This is a genomic window from Streptomyces sp. HSG2, from assembly GCF_016598575.1.
Taxonomy (GTDB): domain Bacteria; phylum Actinomycetota; class Actinomycetes; order Streptomycetales; family Streptomycetaceae; genus Streptomyces.
This window is the reverse complement of sequence record NZ_CP066801.1, coordinates 1,286,498-1,302,646: the sequence shown is the minus strand read 5'-3', so window position 1 is coordinate 1,302,646 and position 16,149 is coordinate 1,286,498. Positions and strand designations below refer to the sequence as shown.

Annotated in this window: 14 protein-coding genes; 13 read left to right on the top strand and 1 reads right to left on the bottom strand. The window is 72.3% G+C overall.

Translation table 11 applies throughout. The features are described from left to right. Positions 1-2 precede the first annotated feature (2 nt). From JEK78_RS05185 to JEK78_RS05165, 5 genes are all read left to right on the top strand, one after another. Positions 3-1,004 carry an ABC transporter ATP-binding protein gene (locus tag JEK78_RS05185; protein ID WP_200262925.1) on the top strand — a complete coding sequence of 334 codons (1,002 nt, stop codon included), beginning with the start codon at positions 3-5 and terminating at the stop codon, positions 1,002-1,004. Next, entirely contained in the window at positions 1,001-2,248 is a 1,248-nt protein-coding gene (locus JEK78_RS05180; protein WP_200262924.1) for an oligopeptide/dipeptide ABC transporter ATP-binding protein, read from the top strand. Before JEK78_RS05185 ends, JEK78_RS05180 begins: the two co-directional genes overlap by 4 nt. 86 nt (positions 2,249-2,334) lie before the next feature. Beyond that, positions 2,335-2,994, top strand: coding sequence for a trimeric intracellular cation channel family protein (locus JEK78_RS05175; protein WP_200262923.1), 660 nt, complete (start codon positions 2,335-2,337; stop codon positions 2,992-2,994). A gap of 69 nt (positions 2,995-3,063) precedes the next feature. Beyond that, a complete protein-coding gene (locus JEK78_RS05170; protein WP_200262922.1) occupies positions 3,064-3,924 on the top strand; it encodes a thioesterase family protein in 861 nt (286 codons plus the stop codon). Between the two features lie 154 nt (positions 3,925-4,078). Next, positions 4,079-5,248: a cysteine desulfurase family protein gene (locus JEK78_RS05165; RefSeq protein WP_200262921.1), complete on the top strand. Its 1,170-nt coding sequence runs from the start codon at positions 4,079-4,081 to the stop codon at positions 5,246-5,248. 105 nt (positions 5,249-5,353) lie between these two features. Here JEK78_RS05165 and JEK78_RS05160 read toward each other — a convergent pair whose 3' ends face one another. Next, on the bottom strand, positions 5,354-6,082 hold the full coding sequence (locus JEK78_RS05160; RefSeq protein WP_200262920.1) for a peptidoglycan recognition family protein: 729 nt from the start codon (positions 6,080-6,082) through the stop codon (positions 5,354-5,356). A 58-nt stretch (positions 6,083-6,140) separates the two neighbouring features. Between JEK78_RS05160 and mnmA the strand changes: the two genes are divergently transcribed. The 8 genes from mnmA (at position 6,141) to JEK78_RS05120 (ending at position 16,145) form a co-directional block, all read left to right on the top strand. Beyond that, positions 6,141-7,277, top strand: a complete 1,137-nt coding sequence (gene mnmA / locus JEK78_RS05155) for a tRNA 2-thiouridine(34) synthase MnmA (protein WP_200262919.1) — start codon at positions 6,141-6,143, stop codon at positions 7,275-7,277. Positions 7,278-7,402: 125 nt separating this feature from the next. Continuing rightward, positions 7,403-8,092: an SDR family oxidoreductase gene (locus JEK78_RS05150; protein ID WP_200262918.1), complete on the top strand. Its 690-nt coding sequence runs from the start codon at positions 7,403-7,405 to the stop codon at positions 8,090-8,092. A gap of 80 nt (positions 8,093-8,172) precedes the next feature. After that, positions 8,173-9,171 carry a methionine synthase gene (locus JEK78_RS05145; protein WP_200262917.1) on the top strand — a complete coding sequence of 333 codons (999 nt, stop codon included), beginning with the start codon at positions 8,173-8,175 and terminating at the stop codon, positions 9,169-9,171. Between the two features lie 15 nt (positions 9,172-9,186). Continuing rightward, a complete protein-coding gene (gene ligA, locus JEK78_RS05140; protein ID WP_200262916.1) occupies positions 9,187-11,382 on the top strand; it encodes an NAD-dependent DNA ligase LigA in 2,196 nt (731 codons plus the stop codon). A gap of 257 nt (positions 11,383-11,639) precedes the next feature. Next, positions 11,640-13,916, top strand: a complete 2,277-nt coding sequence (locus tag JEK78_RS05135; protein WP_200262915.1) for a bifunctional diguanylate cyclase/phosphodiesterase — start codon at positions 11,640-11,642, stop codon at positions 13,914-13,916. A gap of 193 nt (positions 13,917-14,109) precedes the next feature. Beyond that, positions 14,110-14,406, top strand: coding sequence for an Asp-tRNA(Asn)/Glu-tRNA(Gln) amidotransferase subunit GatC (gene gatC, locus JEK78_RS05130; RefSeq protein ID WP_200262914.1), 297 nt, complete (start codon positions 14,110-14,112; stop codon positions 14,404-14,406). A gap of 6 nt (positions 14,407-14,412) precedes the next feature. Continuing rightward, positions 14,413-15,909 (top strand): Asp-tRNA(Asn)/Glu-tRNA(Gln) amidotransferase subunit GatA, encoded by a 1,497-nt coding sequence (gene gatA, locus JEK78_RS05125; protein WP_200262913.1) that lies wholly within the window; start codon positions 14,413-14,415, stop codon positions 15,907-15,909. Next, positions 15,906-16,145, top strand: a complete 240-nt coding sequence (locus JEK78_RS05120; protein WP_200262912.1) for a hypothetical protein — start codon at positions 15,906-15,908, stop codon at positions 16,143-16,145. Before gatA ends, JEK78_RS05120 begins: the two co-directional genes overlap by 4 nt. Positions 16,146-16,149 lie beyond the last annotated feature (4 nt).

Genomic DNA, 16,149 nt, shown 5'->3' with positions numbered 1-16,149 from the left:
ACATGTCACTTCTCTCAGTGGACGAACTCACCGTCGCCTTCGGCGGGCAGGGCCGCGAGGAATCCCGCGCGGTCGACGGCGTCTCCTTCTCCGTCGACCAGGGCCAGGTCGTCGGCCTGGTCGGCGAGTCCGGCTGCGGCAAGTCCGTCACCTCGCTGGCGCTGATGGGACTGCTGCCCCGCAAGGGGGTACGCGTCCAGGGAAGAGCCGACTTCGACGGCTCCGATCTGCTCACCATGGACCGCGGCGCCCTGCGCGACCTGCGGGGCAGCCGGATCGCCATGATCTTCCAGGACCCGTTGTCCTCGCTGAACCCGGTCGTCCCCATCGGGGTGCAGGTCACGGAGATCCTGCTCCGTCACCGGGGTCTGAAGGGGGAGGCGGCCCGCAAGGAGGCGGCGCACCTGCTGGACCGCGTCGGCATCCCGGACCCGACCCGCCGGCTGCGGGAGTATCCGCACCAGATGTCGGGCGGCATGCGTCAGCGCGCGCTCATCGCCATGGCGGTGGCCTGCGCTCCGGCCCTGCTCGTCGCCGACGAGCCCACCACCGCCCTCGACGTGACCATCCAGGCCCAGATCCTGGACCTGCTCAAGGAACTGGTGGATCAGGAGGGCACCGCCCTACTGATGATCACCCACGACCTCGGTGTGGTCGCCGGCCTGTGCGACCAGGTCAATGTGCTCTACGCGGGCAAGGTGGTCGAGTCCGCCGAACGGCGTGCCCTGTTCGCGGACCCCACTCACCCCTACGCCCACGGCCTGCTCGGATCCATACCCCGCTTGGACGCCCCGCGCGGCGAGCCGCTCACGCCGGTGCGCGGTTCGATCAACGACCGCATCTCCTGGGTCGACGGATGCGCCTTCGCCCCCCGGTGCGACCGCTACGAGCTGGAATGCCTGGGCGGTCCGCCGCCCCTCACTGCGCCCCGCGAGGCCGGGCACCAGGTGCGCTGTGCCAACCCCGTACCCCACGCCGCACGGGCCGAGGAGGTCCCCGCATGAGCCTGCTCGAACTGGATGGCGTCAAGGTCCATTTCCCGGTCAAGAAGGGCATCCTGGTCGACCGCGTGGTCGGGCACGTCCACGCCGTCGACGGTGTCTCGTTGAAGGTCGAGGCGGGCCGGACCTACGGACTGGTCGGGGAGTCGGGCTGCGGCAAGACCACCCTGGGGCGGGCCGTGCTGCGGCTGGTCGACATCACCGAGGGTGAGGTGCTGCTCGACGGGACGGACCTGGCGAAGCTGCCCCCCGAGGAGATGCGTCGCTTTCGGCGTCGGCTCCAGATGGTCTTCCAGGACCCGCTGGGCTCGCTCAACCCGCGGCAGAACATCGAGTCGATACTCACCGAGGGGATGTTGGCCCACGGCATCGGGGCCACGCAGGAGGAACGCCGGGAGAAGATCAAGAAGATCCTGGCCCGGGTGGGCCTCCCGGCCGACTCGCTCTCTCGCTATCCTCACGAGTTCTCCGGCGGACAGCGGCAGCGCATCGGCATCGCGCGCGCGCTGGTCCTGGAACCGGACGTGATCATCTGCGACGAGCCCGTCTCGGCGCTCGACGTCTCCATCCAGGCCCAGGTCGTCAATCTGCTGGCGGAGCTCCAGGAGGAACTGGGCCTGACCTACGTGGTGATCGCCCACGACCTGGCGGTGGTCCGGCACATCTCCGACGTGATCGGGGTGATGTACCTGGGCGCGCTCGTGGAGGAGGCCCCGAGCGACGTGCTCTACGCGCAGCCTCGCCACCCCTACACCAAGGCGCTCATGTCCGCGGTGCCGGTTCCCGATCCGGACGTCGAGGACCGACGCGAGCGCATCCTTCTCGCCGGTGACCTTCCCTCGCCCGCCGACCCGCCCACCGGTTGTCGCTTCCACACCCGTTGCCCCTGGGCGCGGGAGCGGTGCGCGATCGAGCGGCCCGAACTCCTCGACACGGGCGACGGACACCGGGTGGCCTGCCACTTCGCAGCGGAGATCGCCGACGGGACGCTCGGGCCGGCCACCGGGACCACGGTGCCTCCGGCGCGTGAGCCGGCGCAGGCGGCGCCCGAGGACGACGCCCACGAGGGGGAGACGTCCTCGGGCGGTTCCGACTCCGAGTCGGCGCCCGAGGGGGCGACCGTGCCGGAGCCGGGGCCCGGGAGGGAGCCGGTCGCCGGGCCCGCGCGAGCCGTGTCGGACGCGCCCGAGGCGTCCGACACGGCGACGAAGCCGGAGAAGCCGGGCGACCCGGGCACCACGCGCTAGCGCGTGATGCGGGGCGCGGACCCAGGGGTGCGCGCCCCGCACGCCGGGCGGGCGGACGCGGGTGGGTCGAGGGGCAGAATGTCCGGGTGCTCCAGAACCTGTTCACTCCGTCCGTCCAGCACACCCTGGATCTCATCGGCATCTTCGTCTTCGCGATCTCCGGCGCGCTGCTGGCGGTCCGCAAGAACTTCGACGTGTTCGGCATCGCCGTCCTCGCCGAGTCCACGGCGCTGGGCGGCGGACTCTTCCGGGACCTGGTCATCGGGGCCGTGCCGCCGGCGGCATTCACCGATCTGGGGTACTTCGTCACACCGTTGTTCGCCGCCGTCCTGGTGATCTTCCTGCATCCGCACGTGGTGCGAATCCAGGCGGGCGTGAACGTCTTCGACGCCGCCGGACTCGGGCTCTTCTGCGTCACCGGGACGACCAAGGCCTACGAGTTCGGACTCGGCCTGACCGCTTCCGCCTGCCTCGGACTGGCGACCGCCGTCGGCGGGGGCGTGCTACGTGACGTGCTCGCCAACGAAGTGCCCTCGCTGCTGCGCTGGGACCGTGATCTCTACGCCGTCCCGGCGGTGGTGGGGGCCACGTTGGTCGCCCTTTGTATCCGGTTGGACGTGCTGAACCCCCTGACCAGCGCCCTCGCGGCGGCGACCGCCTTCGCCCTGCGCCTGTTGGCGTTGCGGTTCCACTGGCGCGCGCCGCGGGCGTGGAACCGCAGGTCGACGGTGGTGGAGGGGGAGTGAGGAGGAGCACACCCCGTACCTCTCCTGAAAAAGCTACTGCTTAGTAATGTCCTGCGGTACCGTGGGAGCATGCACGACGCATCCCCTGCCCCGGCCGTCCGGGCCACCATCGGCGACAGCGAGTTCGACCGCGACACCAGGCCCGTCCCTCGCTCCCCCGGGGTCTACGACGTGGATCTCTCGGCCGGTTGGACGATCATCAGTGCCGTCAACGGCGGGTATCTCCTCGCCGTCCTGGGGCGCGCGCTGGCGGACGCCCTCCCGCACTCCGACCCGTTCACCGTCTCGGCGCACTACCTGACGGCGTCCCAACCCGGCCCGGCCGTCATACGCACCGAGACCGTCCGCACCGGCCGCACCCTCTCCACCGGCCAGGCTTCTCTGTACCAGTACGCGGAGGACGGCAGTGAGGTCGAGCGAATCCGGGTTCTCGCCTCCTACGGCGACCTGGACGCCTTGCCCGACGACGTCCGCACCACGGCACGTCCCCCCGTCATGCCCCCGCCCGAGCAGTGCTTCGGCGCCGAGGACGGCCCCTCGCCGGTCTCCGGAAGCTCCGCGATCACCGACCGGCTCTGGCTCAAGCTGGACCCGGCCACCCTGGGCTGGGCCCTGGGGCAGCCCTCCGGCAGGGGCGAGATGCGGGCGTGGTTCGGTCTCGCCGACGGACGCGACCCCGACCCGTTCTCGCTGCTGCTCGCCGTCGACGCGCTGCCGCCGACCGCGTTCGAGCTGGGACTGACGGGATGGGTCCCCACCGTCGAACTCACCGCGCACGTCCGGTGCCGTCCCGTTCCCGGCCCCCTGCGAGTGTCCGTGGCCACGCGCAACCTGGCCGGGGGCTTCCTGGAGGAGGACGCCGAGGTCTGGGACAGCGCGGACCGGCTCGTCGCCCAGTCCCGCCAACTGGCGCGCGTGCGACTGGCCTGACCCGCCCCCGACAGCGTCGTCGCCCGGCGCCCCCTCCGCGCCGCCGTCCGCCCGTCGCGCCCGGCGGATCGGACGCCCCGTGTCCGTGCGGGGGCTCCGCGCCGGGCGGCCGGCGCCGACGGGCCGACGAGAGGCCCGTAGAATCGGCCGGACCATGGCTTACCTCGACCACGCCGCGACCACCCCGATGTTCCCCGAGGCGGTCGAGGCGCTCACCGCGCATCTGGGCGCCACCGGAAACGCCTCCTCCCTCCACTCGGCGGGGCGCCGTGCCCGCCGCATCGTGGAAGAGGCGCGTGAGACCCTCGCCGAGGCCCTCGGCGCCCGGCCCAGCGAGGTGGTCTTCACCTCCGGGGGCACGGAGGCGGACAATCTGGCGGTCAAGGGCCTGTACTGGGCCAGGCGCGCCGCCGACCCGAACCGCACCCGCGTCCTCGCCAGCCCGGTGGAGCACCACGCCGTCCTGGACGCCGTGCACTGGCTGGGCGAACACGAGGGCGCCGCGGTCGAGTACCTCCCCGTCGACGGGTATGGCCGGGTGACTTCCGAGGCGCTGCGTCAGGCCGTGGCCCGAGATCCGGGGAGCGTCGCGCTCGCGACCGTCATGTGGGCGAACAACGAGATCGGCACCGTCCAGCCGGTGCGCGAACTGGCGCGGGTGGCGGCGGAGTTCGACATCCCTCTGCACGCGGACGCGGTTCAGGCGGTGGGGCAGCTGCCGGTCGACTTTCAGGCCTCGGGGCTCGCCGCGATGTCGGTGTCCGGCCACAAGATCGGCGGCCCGTACGGCGTCGGCGCCCTGCTGCTGGGCAGGGGATACGCGCCGGTCCCCGTCCTGCACGGCGGTGGACAGGAGCGCCACGTCCGGTCGGGCACCCTGGACGTCCCGGCCATCGCCTCACTCGCCGTCGCCGCGCGGATCGCCGACGATGAGCGCGCCTCCTTCGCCCCTCGCGTCGGCGCCCTGCGGGACGGGCTGGTCGACGCCGTCCGCTCCGCGGTGCCGGACGCCGTCCTCGGCGGCGACCCCTCCCCGGCGGGTCGGCTCCCGGCCAACGCGCACTTCGCGTTTCCCGGCTGTGAGGGCGACTCGCTGTTGCTGTTGCTCGACGCCCAGGGCATCGAGTGCTCCACCGGCTCGGCCTGCACGGCGGGCGTCGCCCAGCCCAGCCACGTGCTGTTGGCCACCGGCACCGATCCCGACCTGGCGCGCGGCACTCTGCGCTTCTCCCTCGGCCACACGTCCACCGAGGCCGACGTCCGGGCGGTGGCCGAGGCCATCGGCCCGGCGGTCCGACGCGCACGGGCGGCCGGGCTGTCCTGAGCGCCACGCGTCGCACGGGACGCGTGGCCCCCGACCCGGCCACCCGGCTGGCTCCGATTCCCTGCCGGGCCGGGAGCGCGCGTCGGTCCGCCGCCTCCGTCCCCCTCAGACGGGGCTCCCCGAGGGGGACGGGCGCGGTGAGGGGGCGGTCCGCGCTCGGCGCACCAGGGCGAGATAGCGGTCCCAGTCCCAGTGCGGCCCCGGGTCGGTGTGGTCGGTGCCCGGCACCTCCACGTGGCCGACGAGGTGGTCACGGTCCGTCGGTATGCCGTACCGGGCGCAGATCCCCGCCGTCAGCCGGGCCGACGCCTCGTACATCGCGTCGGTGAGGTCCTCCGGGCGGTCCACGAACCCCTCGTGTTCGATTCCCACGCTGTGTTCGTTGTAGTCGCGGTCGCCCGCGTGGTAGGCCACGTCCAGTTCCCGGATCATCTGCGTGACCCGTCCGTCCTGGCCGACGATGTAGTGTGCGGCGGCGCGGTGCCCCGGGTTTCGGAAGGCGCTGACGGCGCTCGCGAGGCTGCCCTGGGTGACATGGACGACCACTCGGTCGATCCCGTAGTCGTCGGGTCGGTCCGCGCGCCGCCAGTTGGCCTCCGACGCCGCGATCCATCGCGCCCCGACGTGGTCCACCTCGCCCGGCGTCCGCGGCCGCGCCACGCCGGGCACCCGCCACCACAGTCGACTCCACCCGTCGTGGGTCAGTGCCACCGCCCCGGCGGCAGCCGCCGCACCTCCCACGATCAGTGCCCGCCGACCGACGCGTCCCGTGCCACCGGCCGTTCCGTCCGCCTCTCGACCCGACCCGCGCGGGGGTCGACTGCTCGCGCTCATGCCACGGGTAACGCCCGTCCCCGGGGCCCGGTTCCCGAGCCCGTACCCTGGAGTGGCTATGACTGACTCACCGCAGCGCCCCCGCCCCCTCCGCGTCCTCGCCGCCATGTCCGGCGGGGTGGACTCGGCCGTCGCCGCCGCCCGCGCGGCGGAGGCGGGGCACGAGGTCACCGGCGTCCACCTCGCGCTCTCCGCGAACCCCCAGTCCTTCCGCACCGGCGCCCGAGGCTGTTGCACGATCGAGGACTCACGCGACGCCCGTCGGGCCGCGGATGTGATCGGCATCCCGTTCTACGTCTGGGACCTCGCCGACCGGTTCCGCGAGGACGTCGTCGAGGACTTCGTCGCCGAGTACCGGGCGGGCCGCACCCCCAACCCCTGTCTGCGCTGCAACGAGAAGATCAAGTTCGCGGCGCTGCTGGACAAGGCCCTGGCTCTGGGCTTCGACGCGGTCTGCACCGGCCACTACGCGCGGGTGGTCACCCGCGCGGACGGCGCCCGCGAGTTGCACCGCGCCTCCGACGCGGCCAAGGACCAGAGCTATGTCCTGGGCGTCCTCGACGACCGTCAGCTGGCGCACGCGATGTTCCCGCTCGGCGACACCACCACCACCAAGGACGAGATCCGCGAGGAGGCCGAGCGGCGCGGGCTGGCGGTCGCCAAGAAGCCCGACTCGCACGACATCTGCTTCATCGCCGACGGCGACACCCAGGGCTTCCTGGCCGCCCGGCTGGGCCGCTCCGAGGGCGACATCCTGGACGAGTCGGGCAATCGCCTCGGTACTCACGAGGGCGCCCACGGCTTCACGATCGGCCAGCGCAAGGGGCTGAGGATCGGCACGCCCGCCGCGGACGGCAAGCCCCGATACGTGCTGGACATCTCCCCTGTGGACAACACCGTCACGGTCGGCCCCGCCGAGGCCCTCGACGTCGTCTCGCTGCGCGCGATCAAGCCCCGTTGGTGCGGTCTCGCTCCGACCGGACGGGACGAGTACACGGCCCAGTTGCGCGCCCACGGGGGAGAGACGGAGGTGACCGCCGAGCCGGTCGGCGACGGTCTGGAGGTGTCCTTCGCCCAGCCGGTCCGGGGCGTCGCACCCGGTCAGGCGATCGTGCTGTACGCGGGGACCCGTGTGGTGGGCTCGGCGACGATCGCCGCGACCACGCGAGCGGGGGATGCGGCGCCGGCCGTCTGACATCTCGCGCCTGCGCGGGGCCCGCCCTGGCGGGGAGGGCCCCACCCCGAGGTCCCGAGCCTCGCCGCGTGGGAGATCCGCGGGCCCGGGTGTGTCCTCCGCCCACTCGATGCGAGCATGTCCGCATGGCTACCCATGTGATCACCGGAGCGGGTTCCGGCATCGGCGCGGCCGTCGCCCGCCGCCTCCACGCCCGCGGCGACGACCTCGTGCTGCACGCCCGCGACGCCGGTCGCGCCAGGGAACTGGCCGCGGCCTTCCCCGGTGCGAGCACCCTCGTGGGAGACCTGGCCGAGCCGGACAGGCTCTCCTGGGCACTCTCCCATCAGACGCCGCCGGACCGGGTCGACTCGCTGCTCCACATCGCGGGCGTCGTCGAACTCGGCCACGTCGGCGAGCTGACGCCGAAGGCGTGGCGCCGTCAGTTCGACATCAACCTGGCGTCCCCCGCCGAACTGACCAGGCTCCTGCTGCCTCAGATCCGGGCCGCCCGAGGACACGTGGTCTTCCTCAACTCCGGTTCCGGACTGCGGGCGAACGCCGGCTGGGCCGCCTACGCGGCCTCCAAGCACGGCCTGAAGGCCCTGGCGGACTCGCTGCGTCTGGAGGAGCACTCGGCCGGGGTCAGGGTGACCTCCGTCTACCCGGGGCGGACCGCCACACCCATGCAGGTCGAGGTGCACCGGTACGAAGGCAAGGAATACCGGCCGGAGAACTGGATCGATCCCGAGTCGGTCGCCACCACCGTACTGACCGCGCTGGACCTCCCCAGGGACGCCGAGATCAACGACCTCACGGTCCGCACGGGCAGGTGAGCCGTGACGGGCGCCGTCGGAGGGCCCGCGGCCCCGACCGCGGCGAGAAACCGCTCGCGGCCCTTGCGTACGCTTCCTCCGTGAACGACGACATCCGCCCGGGTCCCGCCACCGGCGTCGGCTCCCTGCCGGGGAGCGACGCCCGGGAGGCCGCGAGGACCGCCATCGGCGCCTTCGAGGACTTTCCGTTCCTGCCGGAACTGCCCGCCCGGGGCCCCGGCGCCGACATGATCGGGCGGAGCGCAGGCCTGCTCGTCGAGTTGTACGCCCGTCTGGAACCCAGTGGTTGGCGGCTCGGCGACCACCCGGGCAGGGACACCCGGCGGGCGCGTTCCTGGCTCGGCGAGGACCTCGACGCCCTGGAGGAGTTCGGCCGGGGATACCGGGGGCCGCTCAAGGTGCAGGCGGTAGGGCCGTGGACGCTGGCCGCCTCGCTGGAACTCAGGAACGGGGAGGCGGTGCTCTCCGATGCAGGCGCCCGCCGGGACCTCGCGGCGTCCCTCGCGGAGGGGCTGCGACTCCATCTCGACGAGGTCGGTTCTCGGGTGCCCGGCGCGCAGGTGGTGCTCCAACTCGACGAGCCGTCCCTCGCCCCCGTTCTGCGGGGGAGGGTGCGCACCGCGAGCGGCTACCGCACCCACCGCGCCGTCGACCGGCAGGAGGCCGAGGCGGTGCTCCGAGACGTCCTCGGGGCGTGCGAAGGCACCACCCTGGTGCATTCCTGCGCCCCGGAAGTCCCCTTCGGCCTGCTGCGGCGCGCCGGCGCCGCGGGAATCTCCTTCGACTTCTCCCTGCTCACCGAGCGTGACGACGAGGCGATCGGCGAGGCCGTCGAGGGCGGCACCCGACTCTACGCCGGTGTCGTGCCCGCGACGGACGGCCCGTTGTCGGACCCTGCCGGTAGCGTCATGGGCGTCAGGACGCTTTGGCGCAGGCTGGGGCTGTCTCCGGGGCTTCTCTCGGAGGCGGTCACCATCACGCCGGCGTGCGGACTCGCGGGCGCGTCCCCCGAGTACGCGCGGCGCGCGCTCGCCCGGTGCGTCCGGGCGGCGAGATCCCTCGCAGACGACCCGGAGTAGTGAGAGGACGACACGGTGGCCGGCGACAGGCAGGCGGAGGCGGCGAGTGTGCCCGCCCGGGAGCGGGAGCGGCACGCACAGCTGGCCGAGCGCATCGAGGAGCACCGCTTCCGGTACTACGTGAAGGACGCCCCCGTCGTCAGCGACGCGGAGTTCGACCGGCTCATGCGCTCACTGGAGGAGCTCGAGGGGGAGTACCCGGAACTGCGCACGCCACAGTCGCCGACCCAGCACGTCGCCGGCTCCTATGTCACCCAGTTCACGGCGGTCGAACACCGCTCCCGCATGCTCTCCCTGGACAACGCCTTCGACGACGAGGAGCTGGCCGCCTGGGCGGAGCGGCTCCATCGTGAGCTGGGCGACCAGGAGTACCATTTCCTGTGCGAGCTGAAGGTCGACGGTCTCGCGGTCAACCTCACCTACGAGAACGGCCGCCTCGTCCGCGCCGCGACCCGCGGCGACGGTCGCACCGGCGAGGACATCACGCCGAACGTCCGGACCATCGCAGGGGTTCCGAACAGGCTGACCGGAGACGACCTCCCCAGCCTGGTGGAGATCCGCGGCGAGGTGTACTTCCCGATGGCGAAGTTCGACGGGCTCAACCGCCGGCTGACCGAGGCCGGGGAGAAGCCGTTCGCCAACCCGCGCAACGCCGCGGCCGGTTCACTGCGCCAGAAGGACCCGAGGGTCACGGCGACCCGCCCGCTGTACATGGTGGTCCACGGCATCGGCGCCGTCGAGGGCGCGCCGGTCCCGCCCCGGCTGTCCCGGGCGTACGACCTGCTCGGCTCGTGGGGCCTGCCCACCTCCCCGCATGCCAGGGTCGTCGACGGGCTCGACGGCGTGAGGGGGTTCATCGCCCACTACGGTGAGAACCGCCACTCGGTGGACCACGAGATCGACGGGGTCGTCGTCAAGCTGGACGAGATCCCGCTCCAGGGGAGGTTGGGCGCCACGGCGCGTGCCCCTCGCTGGGCCATCGCCCACAAGTACCCGCCGGAAGAGGTCAACACCAAGCTCCTCGACATCAAGGTGGGTGTGGGGCGTACCGGCAGGGTCACCCCGTACGCGCAGGTCGAGCCGGTCACCGTGGCCGGGAGCGAGGTGGAGTTCGCCACCCTGCACAATCAGGAGGTCGTCAAGGCCAAGGGGGTGCTCATCGGCGACACGGTGGTGCTGCGCAAGGCCGGAGACGTCATCCCGGAGATCCTCGGGCCGGTCGCCGACCTGCGGGACGGTGGCGAGCGGGCGTTCGAGATGCCCGCCGCCTGCCCGGAGTGCGGCACACCGCTGCGCCCGATGAAGGAGGGCGACATCGATCTGCGCTGTCCCAACGCGCGGGCGTGTCCGGCCCAGTTGCGGGAGCGGGTCGCCTATCTGGCCGGCCGGGAGTGTCTCGACATCGAGCACTTCGGCGGCGTCGCGGCGGCGGCTCTGACCCGCCCCCTTGAGCCCGCCGAGCCCCCTCTCGCGGACGAGGGCGATCTCTTCGACCTGACGGTGGATCGGCTTCTGCCGATCAAGGCCCACGTCCTCGACCCGGACAGCGGGCTGCCCAAGCGGGACCCCCGCACCGGCGAGGCGAAGGTCGTCACGGTCTTCGCCAACCAGAAGGGCGAGCCGAAGAAGAACACCCTCGCACTCCTGAGGAACATCGACGAGGCCAGGACGCGCCCCCTGGCGCGCTTTTTGAACGGCCTGTCCATCCGCCACGTCGGCCCGGTCGCCGCCCGGGATCTCGCACGGCGATTCCGCTCCCTCGACGCGATCGAATCGGCCTCCGAGGAGGAGTTGGCGAGCACGGAGGGGGTGGGGCCGATCATCGCCGCCTCGCTCAAGGAGTGGTTCGCGGAGGAGTGGCACAGGGAGATCGTCCGCAAGTGGAAGTCGGCGGGCGTGGTGTTGGAGGAGCGCGGCGAGGGGGAGGCCGAGGGCGCACACGCCCTGGAGGGGCTCGTCGTCGTCGTGACCGGCACCCTGCGGGACTTCACCCGGGACGGAGCCAAGGAGGCACTCCACGACCAAGGCGCGAAGGTGACCGGATCGGTGTCGAAGAAGACCTCCTTCGTCGTCGTGGGCGACAACCCCGGCTCCAAGTTCGACAAGGCGAGACAGCTCAAGGTCCCCGTGCTGGACGAGTCCGGCTTTCGCGTCCTGCTGGAGGACGGCCCCGAGGCCGCGGCGGAGAGGGCCCTTCCGGTCGAGCAATAGCGGTTGAAGTTCACCCGATCGACGCATATCAGATGCATGTGGGTGGCAGGGGTGTATTCGGGCAAGCGTCGGCGAGCGATGCCCCTCGAAGCCCGTCGCCGCCTAATGTTGGGGGGTGCGTCCGCCGGGAACGGCTCCGGTCGGGGCGGCGCCACGCCCTCGGGAGCGTGGGGCGGGGCCCGCCGGCGCGAGGCGCGGAGGTTCGTCGCGCGTCCGGCCGCCGGGCGTGGGCACCGCCGGCTGTGAGAGGGACGGGAATGAAACCGACCGAGAACGCCGCCCCAGGCTCGTGGCTGTGCCCGCGCCGCCTGAGGGCCGCGTGGCGCGCCGACCGGTGGTCCTCGGACACCGACCCCCGGCAAGGCGTCCCGGGGATCTCGCCCGGCCGGCCGAGTGTCGGAGCGCCGTACGCCGCCGCGCCCACCGGGCGTGACCCCGATCCGACCGCGTCCCGGACACCGGGCTGGTCGGTCGAGACCGAACGTCACCCCAGTTGGCCGGCGTTGCCCGCGGCGATCGTGGCGGCCGCCGGCTTCCTGCTCGGTGTCGGATTCCTGAGGGCCTTCGGCGCGGGGCACGCGCTCTTCCCCGCGGGCACCGTCGGCTTGTCGCTGGCCCTGCTGTCCGGCATCGTCGTTTGCCACCTCGTGATGCTCGGCCGCTCTCGCTGGTGGGGCGGCACCGGGTCGGGCGCGGCCCTGACACTGGCCGTGCTGCTGCTGTACGGCTGGATCCCGGCGGGGCTGGTCAGCCTGACCGTCGTCGTCCTCGTCGGTGTCGCGCGCCGGGGCCGCTGGCGTCAGGGTGTGCTGCACGGCGCGGTGGACATCCTCGGCATCGGCGCGGGCGCCGCCGTCCTGGGCCTGTGCGGCTCCATCCCTTCGGTGGAGCGACCCTGGGACCCCGACAGTTGGAACGTGTACACCGCTCCCGAGGTGGTGCTGGTCGCCGTCGCCTACCTGGCGGTCAGCCGCAGCCTGTTGTGGTATCTGCAGGCGCCAGGCGGAGGTCTGCCGACGGCCGCCCGTACCGCCCTGGTCCGACACGGGCTGGTGGCCGTCGCGCTGTTGGGCATCGCGCCGCTGCTCTGTGTGGTCGCGTTCGCGCGGCCGGTTCTCCTGCCGCTCTTCGCGATCCCGCTGATCGCGCTGGACTCCACGCTCTGGATCGCGCGGGCCCGCGCCGAGGAGCAGTTACGCGACCCCCTCACCGGCCTGCCCAACCGTCAGTGGCTGTTGGAGCGAGTCTGGACGGCCTTGGACGACGCCGAGCGGGGCGGCGCGCGTGCGGCATTGATGCTGATCGATCTCGACCGCTTCCGTTCGGTGAACGACACTCTCGGGCACCTCGCGGGTGATCGGCTCCTCCTCCAGACCGCGGACCGGTTGCGCCAGGCGCTGCCGCGCGGGGCGGAGGCCGCGCGCCTGGGCGGTGACGAGTTCGCCGTCCTCCTGTCCGTCACCGACTCCACCACCGCCGCCACCCGGATCGCCCGCCGGCTCGTCACCGCCCTGAGTTCGCCGCTCGACCTAGACGGCCTCACCCTGGTGCTGGAGGCCAGCGCGGGCGTGGCCGTCTTCCCCGACCACGCCTTGGACGCCGAGGGCCTGCTTCGCCGCGCGGACGTGGCGATGTACCAGGCCAAGCGGGACCGCACCGGCGTGGAGGTCTACGAGTCCAAGCGGGACTCCAACACCCCCGACCGCCTCGGGCTGCTCGGAGACCTCCGCCGCGCCCTGGACGCCCGGGAAGTGGAGTTGCACTACCAGCCCAAGGTCCGGTTCGACGGCCAGGTCGCCGGGCTGGAGGCCCTGGTGCGGTGGGTGCACCCCGAACGAGGCAGGGTGCCACCGGACGTGTTCATAGCGATCGCCGAGTCCTCGGGTCTGATGCCGCACCTGACGGAGTACGTCCTGGAGACCGCGCTCGGGCAGGTCGCCCGTTGGCGCTCCGAGGGGCTGTTCGTCCCGGTGGCCGTGAACGTCTCACCGCGCGACGTGCACACCCCGGGGTTCGCCGGGTCGGTGGCCGCCCGACTGGCCCGACACGGCGTGCCCGCCGGTGCCCTGCAGTTGGAGATCACGGAACACGTCCTCCTGGAGGACCCGCAGCGGGCCGCCGACACACTGGCCGGACTGACCGGACACGGTGTCAGGATGTCCCTCGACGACTTCGGTACCGGCTACTCCTCGCTCGTCCATCTGCGGCGGCTTCCGGTGAGCGAGCTGAAGATCGACCGCTCCTTCGTGGCCCGGCTGGCGGTCGACGCCGAGGACGCGGCGATCGTGCGGTGCACGGTGGACCTCGCGCACTCCCTGGGCCTGCTCGTCGTCGCCGAGGGAGTGGAGGACGACGAGACCTGGGAGCGGTTGCGCGACCTGGGCTGCGACGCGGTGCAGGGCTGGCTGGTCGCCGCGGCGATGCCGCCGGAGGAGACCACGGCGTGGCTCCGTGCCCGTGGTTCGGGCGGCTGGCAGCGGCCTCAGGCGGTGTCGCCGGCCGCCGCCTCGGACGACCCGGGCCGCCGGGGCTGACGCCTCGCGACGAGGGGCGTGGCCTTCCCCTCCGGGCGCCCACGATTCGCGTGGGGCGCCCGGGGGTGTCCGCGCCCGCCGACTCCCACCGATCCCGGCCCCTACGGGCCCCCGCGCCCTCCGTTTCACGATCAGCGACCCGCGACCCATAGGATTGACCCGCCAACACTCACTCACCCAGAGGAACGCCCGCATGCCTGGCATCACGCGCGAGGAGGTCGCCCACCTCGCCCGGCTGGCGCGCCTGGAGCTGAAACCCGACGAAATCGATCACTTCGCGGGCCAGCTGGACGACATCATCGGCGCGGTCGCCCGCGTCGGCGAGGTCTCCGACCAGGACGTGCCGCCGACCTCGCACCCGCTCCCGCTGACCAACGTCATGCGTCCGGACGAGGTCCGTCCGTCGCTCACGCCCGAGCAGGCGCTCTCGGGCGCGCCGGCTCAGGAGCAGCGGCGTTTCAAGGTGCCGCAGATCCTGGGGGAGGAGTAGCCCGCCATGACGGACCCCATCGTCAAGCTCACCGCGGCGGAGATCGCCGCGGCGGTGGCCACCGGAGAACTGACCGCCGTCGAGGTCACCGAGGCCCATCTGGCTCGCGTCGACGCCGTCGACGAGAAGGTGCACGCCTTTCTGCACGTCGACCGCGAGGGCGCGCTGGCCCAGGCCCGCGCCGTCGACGAGAAGCGGGAACGAGGCGAGAGGCTCGGGCCTCTCGCCGGTGTACCCCTCGCGCTCAAGGACATCTTCACCACCGAGGGCGTGCCCACGACCGTCGGCTCGAAGATCCTTGAGGGCTGGATCCCGCCCTACGACGCGACGGTGACGCGGAAGCTCAAGGCCGCCGACGTCGTCATCCTCGGGAAGACCAACATGGACGAGTTCGCCATGGGCTCGTCGACGGAGAACAGCGCCTACGGCCCCACCGGCAACCCGTGGGACCTCACCAGGGTCCCCGGCGGGTCCGGCGGCGGCTCCAGCGCCGCTCTCGCGTCGTTCCAGGCCCCGCTGGCGATCGGCACCGACACGGGCGGCTCGATCCGGCAGCCCGCCGCCGTGACCGGCACCGTCGGGGTGAAGCCGACCTACGGCGGTGTCTCCCGCTACGGCATGGTCGCCTTCTCCTCCTCCCTTGACCAGGGTGGCCCCTGCGCGCGTACGGTCCTGGACGCGGCCCTGTTGCACGAGGTGATCGCGGGGCACGATCCGATGGACTCCACGTCCGTCGACGCTCCCGTCCCGCCCGTGGTGGAGGCCGCGCGGAACGGCTCGGTCGCCGGGAAGCGGGTGGGCGTTGTCAAGCAGTTCCGCGGCGAGGGCTACCAGCCCGGTGTCGTACGTCGTTTCGACGAGGCGGTCGACCTGCTGACGTCCCTGGGCGCCGAGATCGTCGAGTTGGACTGCCCCTCCTTCGACCTGGCGTTGTCCGCCTACTACCTGATCGCGCCGTCGGAGTGCTCCTCCAACCTGGCGCGTTTCGACGGGCTGCGCTACGGCCTGCGCAGTGGCGACGACGGAGCGCACTCCGCCGAGGAGGTGACCTCGCTGACCCGGGAGGTGGGGTTCGGAGCCGAGGTCAAGCGGCGCGTCATGCTGGGTACCTACGCCCTCTCCAGCGGCTACTACGACGCGTACTACGGCAGCGCCCAGAAGGTCCGTACGCTCATCACCCGCGACTTCGAGCGGGCGTTCGAGCAGGTCGACGTGATCGTCTCGCCGACCACGCCCACCACGGCGTTCCCGATCGGCGAGCGTGCCGACGACCCGATGGCGATGTACCTCGCCGACCTCTGCACGATCCCGACGAACCTGGCGGGCAACGCCGCCATGTCCCTGCCCTGCGGACTCGCGCCCGAGGACGGACTGCCGGTCGGGCTGCAGATCATCGCCCCGGCGATGAAGGACGAGCGTCTTTACCAGGTCGGGGCCGCCGTCGAGGCCGCGTTCGTGAAAAAGTGGGGTCACCCGCTGATCGAGGAGGCTCCGTCGCTGTGAGTGCGCTGTCCAAGGCCAAGGGCTTCAAGCAGTCCAAGTCCGGTACGTACATGTCGATGGCCGCCACCGCGCTCAGCGCGGTGGGGGTCGCCAAGCAGATCAAGAAGGCCCGCGCGGAGAACGACACACTGCGTCTCGTCGACGCCGCCATCACCGCGGCCGGCGCCATCACCGGCCTCGCCCTGCTCTACCGCGAGCTCAAGCGACTGGGCGACGACGACGTCCTGCTGGGCTGAGAGG